Source organism: Maritalea porphyrae, assembly GCF_027213965.1.
Lineage (GTDB): Bacteria > Pseudomonadota > Alphaproteobacteria > Rhizobiales > Devosiaceae > Maritalea > Maritalea porphyrae_A.
Window position 1 is genome coordinate 766,044 of record NZ_JAPWGX010000002.1, and the last position, 14,807, is coordinate 780,850.

The 14,807-nt window shown below is 50.6% G+C and carries 16 protein-coding genes; 9 read left to right on the top strand and 7 right to left on the bottom strand.

Annotated features, from left to right (window positions below):
* Nucleotides 1–4 precede the first annotated feature (4 nt).
* Genes O4H47_RS08495 through O4H47_RS08510 form a run of 4 tightly spaced genes read left to right on the top strand, consistent with a single transcriptional unit; the run spans nucleotide 5 to nucleotide 3,082 of the window.
* Entirely contained in the window at nucleotides 5–775 is a 771-nt protein-coding gene (locus tag O4H47_RS08495; protein ID WP_269393525.1) for a thiazole synthase, read from the top strand.
* Entirely contained in the window at nucleotides 775–1,386 is a 612-nt protein-coding gene (locus tag O4H47_RS08500) for a thiamine phosphate synthase (protein ID WP_269393526.1), read from the top strand. Before O4H47_RS08495 ends, O4H47_RS08500 begins: the two co-directional genes overlap by 1 nt.
* Nucleotides 1,383–2,342 (top strand): HesA/MoeB/ThiF family protein, encoded by a 960-nt coding sequence (locus O4H47_RS08505; RefSeq protein WP_269393527.1) that lies wholly within the window; start codon nucleotides 1,383–1,385, stop codon nucleotides 2,340–2,342. Before O4H47_RS08500 ends, O4H47_RS08505 begins: the two co-directional genes overlap by 4 nt.
* Nucleotides 2,339–3,082, top strand: coding sequence for a hydroxymethylpyrimidine/phosphomethylpyrimidine kinase (locus O4H47_RS08510; RefSeq protein WP_269393528.1), 744 nt, complete (start codon nucleotides 2,339–2,341; stop codon nucleotides 3,080–3,082). The genes O4H47_RS08505 and O4H47_RS08510 overlap by 4 nt, the downstream gene beginning before the upstream one ends.
* Nucleotides 3,083–3,113: 31 nt before the next feature.
* Here the strand turns inward: O4H47_RS08510 and O4H47_RS08515 are convergent, their stop codons facing one another.
* Nucleotides 3,114–3,887 carry a sulfite exporter TauE/SafE family protein gene (locus O4H47_RS08515; RefSeq protein ID WP_269393529.1) on the bottom strand — a complete coding sequence of 258 codons (774 nt, stop codon included), beginning with the start codon at nucleotides 3,885–3,887 and terminating at the stop codon, nucleotides 3,114–3,116.
* A gap of 427 nt (nucleotides 3,888–4,314) precedes the next feature.
* Between O4H47_RS08515 and O4H47_RS08520 the strand changes: the two genes are divergently transcribed.
* Genes O4H47_RS08520 through O4H47_RS08530 form a run of 3 tightly spaced genes read left to right on the top strand, consistent with a single transcriptional unit; the run spans nucleotide 4,315 to nucleotide 6,108 of the window.
* Nucleotides 4,315–4,773, top strand: coding sequence for a MarR family winged helix-turn-helix transcriptional regulator (locus tag O4H47_RS08520; RefSeq protein WP_269393530.1), 459 nt, complete (start codon nucleotides 4,315–4,317; stop codon nucleotides 4,771–4,773).
* Nucleotides 4,766–5,479: a deiodinase-like protein gene (locus O4H47_RS08525; protein ID WP_269393531.1), complete on the top strand. Its 714-nt coding sequence runs from the start codon at nucleotides 4,766–4,768 to the stop codon at nucleotides 5,477–5,479. The genes O4H47_RS08520 and O4H47_RS08525 overlap by 8 nt, the downstream gene beginning before the upstream one ends.
* A 32-nt stretch (nucleotides 5,480–5,511) precedes the next feature.
* Nucleotides 5,512–6,108 carry a hypothetical protein gene (locus O4H47_RS08530; RefSeq protein WP_269393532.1) on the top strand — a complete coding sequence of 199 codons (597 nt, stop codon included), beginning with the start codon at nucleotides 5,512–5,514 and terminating at the stop codon, nucleotides 6,106–6,108.
* Nucleotides 6,109–6,128: 20 nt separating this feature from the next.
* Here O4H47_RS08530 and O4H47_RS08535 read toward each other — a convergent pair whose 3' ends face one another.
* From O4H47_RS08535 to hemC, 6 genes are all read right to left on the bottom strand, one after another.
* Nucleotides 6,129–6,989, bottom strand: a complete 861-nt coding sequence (locus O4H47_RS08535) for a hypothetical protein (protein WP_269393533.1) — start codon at nucleotides 6,987–6,989, stop codon at nucleotides 6,129–6,131.
* A gap of 123 nt (nucleotides 6,990–7,112) precedes the next feature.
* A complete protein-coding gene (locus O4H47_RS08540) occupies nucleotides 7,113–8,066 on the bottom strand; it encodes a hypothetical protein (RefSeq protein ID WP_269393534.1) in 954 nt (317 codons plus the stop codon).
* A gap of 99 nt (nucleotides 8,067–8,165) precedes the next feature.
* Nucleotides 8,166–9,569 (bottom strand): heme biosynthesis protein HemY, encoded by a 1,404-nt coding sequence (locus O4H47_RS08545; RefSeq protein ID WP_269393535.1) that lies wholly within the window; start codon nucleotides 9,567–9,569, stop codon nucleotides 8,166–8,168.
* Nucleotides 9,566–10,942 (bottom strand): COG4223 family protein, encoded by a 1,377-nt coding sequence (locus O4H47_RS08550; RefSeq protein ID WP_269393536.1) that lies wholly within the window; start codon nucleotides 10,940–10,942, stop codon nucleotides 9,566–9,568. The genes O4H47_RS08545 and O4H47_RS08550 overlap by 4 nt, the downstream gene beginning before the upstream one ends.
* 53 nt (nucleotides 10,943–10,995) lie before the next feature.
* Nucleotides 10,996–11,727 carry a uroporphyrinogen-III synthase gene (locus O4H47_RS08555; protein WP_269393537.1) on the bottom strand — a complete coding sequence of 244 codons (732 nt, stop codon included), beginning with the start codon at nucleotides 11,725–11,727 and terminating at the stop codon, nucleotides 10,996–10,998.
* Entirely contained in the window at nucleotides 11,727–12,677 is a 951-nt protein-coding gene (gene hemC, locus O4H47_RS08560; protein WP_269393538.1) for a hydroxymethylbilane synthase, read from the bottom strand. Before hemC ends, O4H47_RS08555 begins: the two co-directional genes overlap by 1 nt.
* Nucleotides 12,678–12,741: 64 nt before the next feature.
* On the opposite strand from hemC, the gene tsaD reads away from it, so the two are divergent.
* Together tsaD and O4H47_RS08570 are read left to right on the top strand one after the other, a co-directional pair.
* Nucleotides 12,742–13,818: a tRNA (adenosine(37)-N6)-threonylcarbamoyltransferase complex transferase subunit TsaD gene (tsaD, locus tag O4H47_RS08565; RefSeq protein WP_269393539.1), complete on the top strand. Its 1,077-nt coding sequence runs from the start codon at nucleotides 12,742–12,744 to the stop codon at nucleotides 13,816–13,818.
* Nucleotides 13,811–14,800 carry an NAD(P)H-dependent glycerol-3-phosphate dehydrogenase gene (locus O4H47_RS08570; RefSeq protein WP_269393540.1) on the top strand — a complete coding sequence of 330 codons (990 nt, stop codon included), beginning with the start codon at nucleotides 13,811–13,813 and terminating at the stop codon, nucleotides 14,798–14,800. The genes tsaD and O4H47_RS08570 overlap by 8 nt, the downstream gene beginning before the upstream one ends.
* The last annotated feature ends 7 nt before the right edge of the window (nucleotides 14,801–14,807 follow it).

A 14,807-nucleotide genomic window follows, 5' to 3' on the forward strand; every position in this document is an offset into this window, starting at 1 on the left:
GCGAATGGTTTCATTTTATGGCACTGAAATTACCTCGCGCTTGTTGTTGGGCACCGCGCTTTATCCTTCGCCACAGGTTTTGGCAGATGCGGTAAAAGCGTCGGAAACGCAAATTGTAACTGTGTCGTTGCGGCGTGAAGGCGGGCCTGAAGGGGCAGGGCAGAGCTTTTGGCAATTGATCAAAGGCTTGGGCGTTAAAGTGCTGCCCAATACGGCGGGATGTCACACGGTCAAAGAAGCGGTGACCACAGCAAATATGGCCCGTGAGGTGTTTGAAACCAACTGGATCAAACTTGAACTGATCGCACAAAACGACAGTCTTTGCCCCGACGTTGTGGCGCTGGTGGAAGCGGCCCGTATTTTGAGCGACGAGGGATTTAATGTGTTTCCCTATTGCACCGAAGATTTGTCGGTGGCCGAGCGCTTGCTGCGCGCGGGGTGCGAAGTGCTGATGCCCTGGGGCGCGCCAATTGGTACCGGATTAGGGCTCAACAACCTTTATGGGCTTGAAGCAATGTGCGCGCATTTTGACGATGTGCCGCTCATTATTGACGCCGGGATCGGCGTTCCCTCACATGCCGCACGGGCAATGGAAATGGGGTTTGATGCGGTTTTGCTCAACACAGCAGTGGCGAAGGCAGGTGACCCAGTTGTGATGGCACAGGCATTTGCCAAGGCATTGGAAGCAGGGCGCATGGGATATGAAGCCGAACCAATGTTGCCCAATCAGATGGCTGCGCCTTCAACACCTGTTTTGGGCAAGGCGGTGTTTTGATGGTCAAACTTGATCCGTTTTATTTAATCGTTGATCGGTTCGCTTGGATTGAGCGGCTGGTGCCATTAGGTGTTAAACTGGTGCAATTGCGTATCAAGGATCAACCGCCGCACATCGTGCGGGATGAAATTGAGAGAGCGCGTGAATTTTGTGCGGCGCACGATTGTCAGCTGGTGGTGAATGATTATTGGCAACTAGCGATCGATCTCAAATGTCATTTTGTGCATCTGGGGCAGGAGGATTTGGCGGATGCAGATGTAAAAGCCATTCGCCGTGCCGGCATAAGGTTAGGGCTTTCGACCCATGATGATGCAGAGCTTGATGCGGCTTTGTCGCACGATCCCGATTATGTAGCGCTGGGGCCTGTTTACCCCACCATATTGAAGAAAATGCCTTGGGCACCGCAAGGATTGGCACGATTGCGCGAATGGAAATCCCATATTGAGGACGTGCCATTGGTGGCCATTGGCGGGCTAAATGTAGATCGGATCAAAGGGGTGTTTGACCATCGAGCTGACAGCGCGGCGGTGGTGACGGATATTACGTTGAATGATGATCCTGAAGAGCGCACCAAACAGTGGTTGGCTACAACGCGCCGGTATTGTTCATGAGCCGCTATCAACGCCAAATGCAGATGGCAGAAATTGGCTCAGTAGGGCAAGAGAAGTTGGGTAATGCGCGCGTTGTAATCGTTGGAGCCGGGGGGCTTGGGCATCCTATTTTGAGCTATTTGGCGGGCGCCGGCGTTGGTGAACTACATATTGTAGATCCCGACGAGATTGAATTCAGCAATTTGCATCGTCAACCCTTGTTCGGCGAGGGCGATATTGGGCAATCAAAGGCCGAAGTCGCCGCGCAAAAAATCAGGAAAAACAATAAAGACATTGAGGTGATTGCGCGCCCTGTTCGGCTCGATCCTGCCAACGTGCAACTCATTTGTGAACATGCAGATGTGGTGGTGGATGCGGCGGATAGTTTTGCGGTGACCTATGTGCTTTCTGATTTTTGTCGTGATCAAAATATTGCATTGATTAGCGCATCGGTGCTGGGATTTGAGGGCTATGTGGGGGGCTTTTGCGGTGGCGTAGCCCCTAGCATACGCGCAGTGTTTCCACAGTTGCCAATGGCTGCGCAAAGCTGCGCAAGCGCGGGGGTAAGCGGAGCGGCGGTGGGGGTGATGGGTTCACTCCAAGCGCAATTGGTGATCAATGTCTTGCTGGACCTTAAGCCCAACCCCCTTGGCCAAATGCTTAGATGCGATTTTAAGACATTCCAATTCTCGCGGTTCTCTTTTCTTCGTGCGCCAGAGCCTTTGGATGGTTTTACGTTCATTTCGCCAACTCAAATCTCACCAAAAGACCGGGTGATTGAGCTGCGCACGAACCAAGAAGCGCCCTTTCCTGTGGTTCCACACGCAAAGCAAATGGTGGCGGGTGATATTGAAAATTTGGCGATTGAGGATGAACGTATCGTTATTGTTTGCCGTACTGGCTTAAGGGCATGGAACGCGGGTTTGGCGCTGCAGCAAAAAGGCGGGGACAATATTGTGTTGGTGGCAACAGGATGAATGCCCGCGTAGTGATTATTGGGGGTACGGACAGTAGTGGCGGGGCAGGCCTATCAAGAGATGCGGCTACATTGGCCTCGCTTGGTGTGCAAGGGCTACCTGTGGTCACAGCGGTTACCGCGCAGACCAATAATGCGGTATGCCAAATCGAACATGTCTGCGCCGAACTGGTTAAAGCGCAACTGGAATGTGCTCTGCAATCAGGACAATGCGATGCCATAAAAATTGGTATGTTGGGACGCCACGAAACAGTCAGCGCGGTTGCTGAGGTGTTGCGACAACATGCAAAAGTGCCGATTGTGCTTGATCCCATAATTGTGTCCTCTTCGGGCACGCGTTTGTTGGAGGTTCAGGCCGAAGAGGACTTGAAACACCACCTAATACCCCTCTGCGAAGTGGTGACGCCCAATTTGCTTGAATCGGCCATGCTTACGGGTGTGCCCATTGGCGATTGTCACACAACGCTTGAAAAGCAGGCCTTTCATTTTCGCGCCATGGGTGCCGCCAATGTATTAATCAAAGGTGGTCACAGCAGCGGACGCGAAGCGACTGATTGCTTATTTGATGCATGGGGGGATCATATTGAATTCACCCAAACACGCTTAGACGGCACGATGCGCGGCACGGGATGCATGCTCGCAAGTGCGATCGCGGGGCAATTGGCACAAGGGGTAAACCTCAAAGTCGCCGCGGGGATCGCTCAGCAAATGGTGGGGCGGGCGATCATGCAAATGCAGTAAGTACGCGTTTCGGCATAGGTATTGTTTATCCTCAGCCCACAAGTCCTTTGCGCAAGAGGTTTAACCCTGCCAGGGTGAGCACAAGCAGCGTGGCTTGGCGAAATCGCACAGGATTTAGACGATCCAACAATTTGAATCCAAACCACATGCCAAAAAGGGCAAAAGGAACCAAAATGGCCGAAAGACCAATAGTACGTGCGTTCAGAATGCCGGATTGTATATGGGCAACCAGCAGGGTAATGGAACCCAATCCATATATTACGCCTTGCACCGTGATTTGCTTTAGTTTTTCGGTTTTCATCGCTAATAAATAGAGCACTGTTGTAGGACCCCATGTGCCTGCAAGACCACCCAATGCGCCGGAAATGGCTGCAATGAGCCATTCCGCCCACCATTTATGGCGATCAGCGATGGTCAGTTGCAATCCAACTAGTTGTATGAATGAGAGTATGACAACGGGTACACCAAGAACGTAGTAAAATAGGTTTCGCGGAATGATTGGAACCAATTGCGCGGTAACGAAAATCATGATGCAAACCACCAGCAAGTAGCGCCAGTGTTCCTTGCTCGCCGCCAGTGCTGGGGCTATGCCTTGTCGAAAAGTTTGCAATATATTGCTCGCAACAATAGGTAAAATTATAGCGGCAATGGCGAGTTTTGGATCAATGAACGAACTGAGTACTGATACAATAATCAAAGGCATGGCAAAGCCAATCGCGCCTTTGACAACGCCGGCAACAATGGTGATGCCAAGTGCAATAGCTACGGTAATTGGCCCTAGTTCAAACAAGATATCAAACGACATGATGGGTTAAGTCCTTTGAGCGGGCAAACTGGCTGGAGAAGCAGAAAGTCTTTGAGGCACACAACTTTGAGCACTCATCATTGAGGAAGGTAAAGTCTTGATCAAGCTTCAGTAACTTTGAAGTCGCAAAAAGGGCCGTGACCTCATCGATCACGACCCAATCTCATTAATTCTATAAAAGGCAAGGAGCCTCGGGCATACAGATGAGAGCTGTATTGCGCCCTTGAAAAGAGGAAGTTAGCGGTGCGTTGGCCCCGCAACATTCACCCCATTTCCAAAGCCCATACCTTCTTGTGAATAATGATTAGACATTGGATCACCTCCTTCCATTTGTTGATGTTAATGGCAGTGAACTGCGAGATTGCGATAAGGTCAAGTGAAAATTCTAGTTGATTGTATATAGCAACTATTGTATCTTGCAATTATTATGATGAAATTTGAAGACATATCCCTGCATTGGGTGAAGCGGTTAGGCTTCTTGGTTGAGAAAGAGCTTGCAGAGCGGTTTAAGGCGGCTGGGCAAAATGTCGGCTCTGTGGAATGGGCCATATTATTGCTGCTCTGGCGCAAAGACGGCCTTGCACCTAGTGAGATCGCCGACGCAACTATCCGGGATCGCACAACGATCACGCGGTTTCTGGATGGCATGGAAAAAAAGGGATTGGTGGCGCGCATGCAAGACCCATCCGACCGCCGCCGTTTACAGGTTCTGCTGACAGAAAAAGGGCGAGGGTTGCAAGCCAAACTGGTGCCTATCGCTGGCACGTTAATTGAAGCGGCCCACAGCGGTCTAAGCGAAGAAGAGCAGCGAATTCTTGTGATGTTGCTGAGCAAGATGACGCAGAATTTGCTGACTAAGGAGACAAAGGAGAGTAATGATGTCTGATTACAACTATGCCGAATTTTCAACTGGCGACTATAATTTGGATCAGTTCTTTGGGCCAAGGTTGGGCACGAAAGCTCCTGATTTTACACTTGAGAATGCAAATGGGCACAAAGTTAACTTACTTGACTTTAAGGGCGATTTTTTGGTGTTAGAAATGGGCTCGATCACATGTCCACGGTTTCAAGGCCGTCGAGAAACCATGTCTGGCCTGATTGAAAAACACCCGCATGTTGATTTCTCTGTGCTTTATGTTCGCGAAGCCCATCCGGGCAAAAACATCGGTGCACACCAAAACATTGATGACAAAAAGGAGTGCGCAAATCGCTTGGTCAATGATGGAGAAAGACGGCGCGTTTTAGTCGATGATTTTGAAGGCACGGTACATGGTGCCTATGGTTCTTATCCTAATGCGGTGTTTATCATTAACAAGAATGGCTGCATTGTTTTTCGAGCATATTGGAATAATCCAGACGCGACGGGCCGTGCGCTTTCGCAGTTGCTTGCAGGAAAACCCGCTAATGTGAAGAGCTATTTTAGACCTGTGCGCCCTGATATTGCGATCAAGACATTGCGAGACGGCGGACAAGGTTCCGTTGTTGATTTCTTCAAAGGGTTGCCGTTCTTGATTTGGAAAAACTTGATCCGCCGCAACTTCCTTCTGGCCTTTAATCGCGAACCACAAATTCGCCCAGATATTAAGTGCTAATGGCCCATCAAGTTTGAACTAGGGGAATGAGCATGGGCATTTTACATCGAACACTTATCGTTGTTGTTGTCGCAATTGGACTAGTGCCAAGCGTTGCCATTGCTGGTTCTGTTGATGGGCGTTGGTTTTTACATCCATTCGGGGAAATGCGCGCCTATTTTGGGGACTTTTTGGCGGTTTGTGACGGGGCTCAGTTTAAACGTTGTCGGGTTGTACAATATGGTTTTGGGCCAGCCGTTGATGGTGATCGTGCTGAAACACAGGATGGTTTTTTTGGTAACTCGCGCTTGGCGATACAACAAAGACCCGGTGCGAATGATGATTGGGTCTATAACCTAGAGATTTTTTCGACAAAACTGCCCGACGTCCCAAAAGGGCCAATGGTCCTTTCGATTGACGGGGTGGTGTTTCAACTGAGCGAAAATGACTGGCAGGCCGGAAGTCCCGAGGGCTACAATGTTTCTCAAAGCTTTTCAATTGTCGACCATGCGCTGGCTGCGCGGCTCATTGAAACGATGAAAGCGGGCAATAGATTGCGTGTGTTGCACGATGGGTGGACAGAAACCCAATTTCAATTGCGAGGAATTTCTCGCGCCCTTAAAGCCATTGAATTGCGTGCTGCGAACTAACTCGTGTTTTTTGTCCTGATTCAGGGTGTAAAGCGACCAAAACAGTTTTCATGCGCTTTGGCCATTTGGCGCTTCTTGGCATCTGTCAACTCGCCGAAATTGAGTATTGCCTTGATGGTATCAACTTTGCCTTCAAGTTGTTTGGACCGCAAATGCTGAGCGGAGGCATAGATCGTTTGGTCGCCAAAGGCGACGGTGAAGTCGCGTCCCAAATGCTCAACCATTAGGTAGGCGGCGTAAGTTTCGGCGAAATCCTCTGCCGCTGTGCATGTTGCATAGTAAGAAATAAAACTTGAATCGCCAAGCATTTCTATCAACGAATGATCGCGTTTTGGCGGCAAAAGCCTGAAGCAATAGTGATCGCCTTTTGTTGTGCTGAGAGGCAAGCTTTTTGTCGATGCTGGATCAAGCAAGCAATGAAACGCCGGTTCTGTCAAATCGGCTTCCACCAAATGCCCGACTTCGTGGAAGATCATTTTTGCGAGGCTGTAGTTCAACCCGACAACGAATTCGCTTTTTGAACTGAATTCAAGTTCTACCTTACTGGCATCTGTAAGCGTTTCATATTGATCTGCACCCAAATAACTGGTGATCGCATCGTGTTCATACAATTCATATGGGATTGATATGTTTTGCCAGAGTGCCAAGTTGATGCCGATGACTTCGTTGTTGGAAAACGCCCCCATCCACGGTTCGATTCCGTTGATCGGATACGCAACAACAAACGCATCGATAGCACACATTTTGTCCTTTACCTGGTTGGGTGCATGTTCAAAGACGCTTGCAATTCTGTCCTCAAGAACGTCAAATTTGGACTCCTTTAAACCGCATTCAGCGACGTTGTTTTGATCCAGAAAACAAAGCTTGTCGCGGAGCAACATACCGCAACTCACTTGGTACGCCGTCGCCCCTTTGCTGAGGTACGAAGGAAATAGCGCGATACAGGTTAGAACCACGACGGTCAGAAGGCCGAAGAGAAAGTGCTTATGCTTCATGGAAAATGTCTAGTCTGCTCCAAACGCACCCGCACACGTTTTATGGTCGGCCATGAGTTTTGCGCGCCCTTCAGGGGTTGAAACATCGTAGCTAAGCAGCGCTTTAACGGTTTTTAGTTTTGGCTGGAATTGTTTTGCATTGAGCAATAGTTCTTGGTCGAGCAAAAGGTTGTCGTCTAGGTAGACTTTGTAAGCCAGGCCCAGATGCTCGTGCATTAGATAGGCGGAAAAACTCTGCGCAAACTGTTTGGACGAGTCGCAAATATCGTATGGCTTTGTGAAGGCATTGAAGGGATCAGTGTCCATGTTCCATGCGCTTGCTCCATGGCTTTGCCGCACAGGGGAAATGCAGTCTGAATTATGTGTTGTGCGAACGGGTTCGCACCGAGCGTGGTCGCCTGATAGAAGATCCTGTTCGATTTTGAGCGCCATTTCATGGAATAGAACGGTGGCAACATCTAGGCCTAACTGGCCTTCTTGTTCCTCGGGCTGGGTGTAGCTGAGAAAGAGGTCGCGGCGCTCGTTATATTTAACAAAGGCGTCTTTGAACACATAGCCGGCCTGTGACCACAACAAACGATCAGCGAACAGGAAATTGCGTTCCTTGAGCATGCTCCACGAGATATCGAGTTGATTGCCGCGTAGCTGAATTTTCCCCGGTAGGTCGGTCAAATATCGAATGACGTTGATTTGGTCTAGGGAGCAGGTTGCTTGTTGGACGATTTCAGGCGACGCGATAAACACCCGAACAAGCGAGCGTTCAGCACGATCAAATTCAGGGTCTGCGGCTTTGCATGATCCGTTGGGATCGAGCTCGTCTTGAAAACAGGTATAATCTTCAATTGGCCTGCCACATTCCCCAGCAAAGATTTGCTTAGTGACCACATAGTCATAATAGGTTGGCACGGTGACGAGCAGACACGAAAAGAAAAAGGTGCCAAGAAAAAGAGGATAAAACCGCATAAAACTACCTAAATAAAATATTGGTGCCGAACATAACCAAGGTTGTCGATTCTGCCAATTTGGTAATTCTAACTAGGCTCGGGTCCGGAGCAGCCGCCCTTATTCACCACCCTTGGCCACTTGTTGCTCACTTGCGACTTTGTCGGCGCTAGATGCTGGCTGCTCAACGCTTTGTTTTGCGATGGGCTTGGTTGGCGATGTTTTGGCAGGGGGCGTTTTGGCCATCGCCCGTTGTGGGGCTTTCCACTCAAAGGCGTCCAATTTGCCGGTTAGCGGCGATGTGGCTTCCCATTCGTTTGAGCTAATGCCATCTGCAATCCAAGTCATATCAGGTGTTGCTGTGATCGCACGGCCCAGCCAAGCCCGGGCCTTGCCTTGGTCGCCGGTTTGACCCTGTTCAATTTGGGCCATGAGGGCGCAGATCGATTGGGTTGGGTTTTGATCGATGAATGGTTGCAATGCGGCGCGGGCTAAATCCCATTCGTGAGCTGCAATGGCCATGGTTGCCAAAACAACTTGAGCTGGCAGATTATTGGTGGTTTCTGCCACAAGGCTTTTGGTGCGTTTAAGGCGTTCAACGGCTGAGGCACCGGGCTGTGCGTTGGCGTAAAGCAAGGCCACATGGGGATGCGGGTCAGCCCGCCAAACGCGGCGCAATAGGCCAGAAGCTTTGCGCACTTCACCCCGGTTAATGAGAATGCGGGCGGCGATCAAAGCGGCCGGCACAAATTCAGGGATGCGTTTTAGCGCTTCATTTGCAAGTTGAATGGCTCTGTCGGGATCGGTTTCCTCATTTTGCTTGGCAATGGCTGTGCGCAAAATGCCGTCCAAACGTTTTATTTTTGCGCGATCAGCACGGCCAGAGGGCATATTGGTTAGATGTTCAAGCGCTGCTTCGAACTGTTCATTTTTGGCAAAATCATGAAAAACCGCATCGTTTGCCCAATCAAGTTTTGGCGCAAGGCTTATTGCTTTTTGTGCGAATTTAAGCGCCGCGTCTGGGCGGTCTTGTTGTTTTGCTTGCTCATAAAGGCCCGAAAGAGCGGCAACTGCGGTATCTGGGTTGGCAATCATTTCGCGGTATTGATCGCGTGCATCGCTCCAATTGCCCAATTTTACACTAGCCTGGGCTTCAAGCAGTTGCGCGGCGCTATTGTTGCCCAGCTTAACCCGTGCTTCACGGGCCAATTGTTTGGCGCGGGCCGGGTCGCCAGTTTGCAGGGCGATGATCGCATTTGAAAGGGCTTCAACACCGCGATTGTGTTTGCGGTTGGCCGCCGCGCGGGAGAAAAGTGCGGGGATGCCAAAAATACGGCGCAAGATTGCCCAAATGAAAATGGTCAAAAGCATCAACAGAATAAGGCCAAAGACCGTCAACCCAAGACCGGGCCGCATTTGATAGCCAAAAGCTTCAATGGTGACATCGCCGGGCAGGCCAATGATCCAACTTGCCCCAAGGGCGATGAAAAGGGATAGGGCAACAACCAAGAACATACGGATCATTGAGCGGCTCCTTGATGGGTTGTTGCCAGATCAAGGGCCAGTTTTTGGGCTTGATCGAGCTGAGCAATGGCGTCGTTTTTGGCGGCAAGCTTGCTGGCAAAATCGGCGGACATGTCTTGCCATTCTTGGGGCAAACGCGCATATGCCAGTTGTGCAGCCATAAGGTTGTTGTTGGCCAAGGCGGCTTCGATTTGCGCCACGAGGGCTAAGGGATCGTTGCCAGATTGATCAAGTGGCCGCAGGCCAATGGCGGATTTTGCTTGTGCGATAAATCGATCATACCACGTGGCATCGGCGGGCAGGTCTGCGTCGCTTGCCACAAAAGCTGGAATGGCGGCTGCAAAATCACTATTTAGGGCCGAAGTTGTGGTCACACCAGATTGGGCGCTCTTGCTTAGAACGTCTGAGAGGACGAGGTCAGGCAGAATTGCCGCTGCGCTTGTTACATAGTCGGCGTAGGCATCACCCGCATTGAGGGCTTTTTCCCATGCATCAAGTAACAGTGGCAGATTGGCTGTGGCGGGCAACTCAACCGGCGCCGGTTCTGCATTTATTTGCTCGGCCAGCCCATTCACTGTTTGCGACAAGTCGGCGAGCTGTTGGCCTAACCCGGCAACCGCTGCGACATTGGTGGATTGAACTTCCCCAAGACTTGAAATTTGCGCAATAGCGCTCGCCAACTTTTGGTTTTGTTCCAATTGCGCTTCAAGGGCTTTTGTATTGTCCGGCGACAGCTCGAGAATTGAGGATTTTAACCCTTCAATCTCACTTTGGATTTGGGCAATTTGTTCAGAATCAACCAGTGGCTCAGTCGTTGAGATTTGATTTTGGTCGACGGCCTTAAGCTCTATTTCCAGTGCAGCGACTTTGTCTGAAATTGTGCTGATTTGTGCGTTTACGCCAGCAAGTGCGTCGCTGCGTGCAAAGCCATCTAATTGGGCGCTTGTGACAAAACCGCTCAGATCTGTCTGTGGCGCGTTTTCCAAATCGAAAACGCGTTTTTGCAGGGTTTCCATGGCCGCGTTGAATTGACTGGTTGATATGCTTTTTTGAAAAGGCGCAATGCCATTTAACGCCATAAAACTGGTGGCGCCTGTGCCAAGACCGGCGCCCAAAAGGGTGGCAATGATCAGTGTGCTAAAAGAGAGAGAGGATTTTGGTTTGTCAGTTTGTTCCGCTGTTGCCGTTTTTTTACTGCCAGAATTGGTTTGGCCGGGCTTGGCTTGATTCCCAAAGTTGTTAGGCGTTGGTTTGGGGGCAGCGGGTTTTTGTGGAGACGTTGCGGATGCAGCTTTTGCATCTTCGGCCTTGGGGGCCGGTTTTGCATCAATAATTGGGGGCTTAACGGGCCCTTTTTTTGTATCGTCTGCCATAAATATCATCCCTTCGTGCCGCAAATTTGGGAACGGAACTATTTTAAGCTTAGTTAGGCTGATTTGCCATCAGACAAAATGTCAATTTGGGTAAAAAGTGCGTTTTCATTGGGATCTTGTGCCACATAGCCTGATTGTGCGCCTGCTGTTTGCAATGTGTGCCAAATAGATGGCGACAGGCAGATGAAATTTAACGTTGAAATATCGATATTGTTATCGACACACAATTTGGCAAAATGTGAGGCAGCGCGCTGCGAATAAAGAAGGACGGCATCAATGCGGTTTTCTTGTAATCGCTTGATCACTGGGTTGGATAGAGATTTAACGGCAATCATTTCATAGACAGGCGTCATTTGCACCATAAACTCAGTGCCAAAAAAGGCCTCTTCAATGTCGGGTTTGCGATCAATCGCACAAGGGTAGAAATAGGGGCCGCCGAGTCCCATTTTCTTGATCATCGCAATCAGGTCTTGGGCGTTGCCTTTGGCGTTTATGACGTTGTGAAAGCCGTTGTTTTCTGCCACTTGCGCGGTGGTGTCGCCTACCGTGAAACAGGGCAGTAGTTGATGGCCAATCTCTAACTCCGCGGACAAAACAGCTTTGACCGCATTGGGTGAGGTGAAGATGGTGGCAACCATATTGTGCGGTGAGGGCACGTCAAATGGGAGAATACGTTTGGAAAAAAGCGGCGCGGCCATTGGTTGATGACCCAAATCCATCAAGGAGGCCACGGTTTTTTGCCCTCCGGGGAAGGGACGCGTAACCAATAGGGTTTTACCGCTCATTATCGTACCTCAAAGCTTTCAAAGAACTTTTCGCCTGCTTGCTCACGCAAGATCTGCGCAAGATGCTGACCGATTTCTTCGCAATCCGCAACATGGCCCGTAACCTCGCCTTCAAAGGCGGTGGTGCCATCAAGTGAAAGAACTTGCCCGATCACCTTCATGTCGTTGCCATCAATTTCTGTGTAAGCGCCAATTGGGGTGCGGCAAGACCCATCTAAGCCGTGCAGAAAATGACGTTCGGCTACAAGCGCTGCGGCGGTGCCTGAATGATTAAGCAGCGCGATCAGGTCGCGTGTGCGGGTATCATCTTGGCGCGCTTCTATGCCAATTGCCCCTTGTGCGGGGGCTGGCATAAAGACATTGGGGTCTATCATTTGCCTCGCGATATGGGTTTGACCCAATCGGCGTAGGCCTGCATAGGCCAAAAGGGTGGCGTCGGCGATACCGTCCTCCAGCTTTTTCATCCGGGTTTGCACGTTGCCGCGAAATTCAACAATTTTAAGGTCAGGTCTATGGCGCAGCATTTGCGCGGCCCGGCGCAAAGAGGATGTGCCAAAAGTCGCGCCTTCAGGTAAATCATCAACCGATTTATATTTGAGCGAAACAAAGGCGTCGCGCACATCTTCGCGTTGTAAGAACGCAAACATGCCCAATCCATCAGGCAATTGCGTCGCCACATCTTTTGACGAGTGAACGCCAATATCGATGCGGTTTTCAAGCAAGGCCACTTCGATTTCTTTGGTGAATAAGCCTTTGCCGCCAACTTCTGACAGGGGGCGGTCTTGAATGATGTCACCAGAGGTTTTGATCACTTCAATATGGATGTCTTTTGCGTCCACCCCGTTGAATTTTGCGAGCTTGGATTGTACGAGTTTTGCTTGGGCGAGCGCGAGCAATGAGCCACGCGTGCCGATGCGCAAAAATGGTTTAGTTGTTTGATTTGTTTGCAATGGGCTTTCCACTTGATGTAGGCAATAGCGAATTGTCACTATAGGGCTTAACCAAAGACGGTCTATGTCGCAAGCACGTACCATCATTCTTGGCATTGAAACCAGCTGCGATGAAACCGCAGCGGCTATTGTTGCGCGCAATGGGGATGGCACCGGGCACGTTCTGTCCAATATCGTGCGCACCCAGCTAGATGAACACAAAGCATTTGGTGGTGTGGTACCTGAAATTGCCGCCCGATCCCATGTGCAATGGTTGGATCATATCGTCGCACAAGCGCTTGACGCGGCTGATTTGGGCTATAAAGACATCGATGGGGTGGCCGCCACAGCGGGGCCGGGTTTGATCGGCGGCGTCTTGGTGGGATTAACGACCGCCAAGGCCATTGCCAAAGCCATTCATAAGCCACTTATTGCAGTTAATCACCTTGAGGGCCATGCGCTGACAGCGCGATTGACGAACAATGTGCCATTTCCGTTTTTGCTTTTGCTGGTGTCTGGTGGGCATAGCCAATTTGTGTTGGTGCGTGATGTGGGTGATTATGAACGCTGGGGCACAACCATTGATGATGCGCTAGGGGAGGCGTTCGATAAGGTCGCGAAAATGCTCAACTTGGGGTTTCCGGGCGGGCCAAAGGTTGAAGAATGGGCTAAAAAGGGCGATGCAAAACGGTTTAAATTTCCGCGCCCTTTGCTCAAGGAAAAGCGTTTAGATTTTTCATTCTCGGGTTTAAAAACTGCGGTTCGTTTGGCTGCAGAAGCGGCTGCGCCCTTATCTGACAAGGATGTGGCAGATATTTGCGCTGGTTTTCAATCTGCCGTTGTTGCGGTTTTGCAAAAACGTTGCGGGCAAGCGTTAGAACGATTTGCTGATGAGCTGCCGGGCGAGCCGATCCGTTTGGTGGTAGCCGGCGGGGTTGCCGCAAACCAAGAAATTGGCGATGCTCTGCACAAGGTTGCTGGGCAATATGATGCAGAGTTGATTGTGCCGCCCATGAATTTATGCACCGATAATGGGGCCATGATTGCTTGGGCGGGGGCTGAGCGGTTGGTGCGTGGTCAAGTGGACAAATCAAATTTTGCTGCGCGCCCGCGTTGGCCGTTGGATAGTGATGATATGGGGTTGGGTGATGCGCATGGATAATGCAATCTTTGTTGTCGGTGGTGGTGCGTGGGGCGTTGCACTGGCGCACGCTGCAGCTATTGGTGGATGCACCGTAACACTGTGCGGGCGCGATCAAGAAGTTGCCGATACCATAAACCACACCAGAGCGAACCCACAGTTCCCCACCTTGGCGAAGGTCGACCAAAAGGTAACAGCACAAGTTGGTTATGCAGGCATTGAACATGCGCAAACCATATTGTTGGTGGTGCCTGCCCAAGCCAGCCGACAGGTGCTGATGGACATTGGTGTAGAAAAACTAGCCAGCAAAAACATCGTTCTTTGCGCCAAAGGATTAGAGCAAGGCACGCTAAAACGCCAAAGCGAGATTGTGGCGGAACTTGTGCCAAATGCTGTGCCGTTTTCATTGTCCGGCCCAAGCTTTGCGATTGATGTTGCCCAATCAAAACCTACTGCCGTCACACTGGCAGGACCAAGTTTAGAACAGGCCCGTCAAATTGTTGACCTGTTAGCAGGGCCCACCTTTAGGCCCTACTCAAGCGATGATTTGGTTGGTGTTGAATTGGCAGGGGCGCTTAAAAACATTTATGCGCTGGGCGCTGGTGCGGTTGAAGGCGCGAACCTTGGGTTTTCTGCGCGCTCGTCTTTGATTGCACGTGGCTTTGCTGAAATGGGGCGCTTGGTTGAAGCGCTTGGCGGATCAGCGGCAACGTTGAACGGTCTTGCCGGTTTGGGTGACCTCACCATGAGCTGCACCGCCAGAGAATCGCGCAATTACGAGTTTGGCTATCGCTTGGGCGCTGGCGAAACAGTGCAGCAGATTTTAGATAGCGGTGCCAAACTTGCTGAAGGGGTATTTTCCACCCCCGTGGGCCTTAAACTCGCCCACCAAAATGGCGTCGATGTGCCCATTATCGGTGCGGTCAACGCATTGCTTGACGGCAAAGTGACAATTGATGTCTTGGTGTCAAAATTGATGGCACGGCCATTGCGTTCTGAATAGGAGAGAA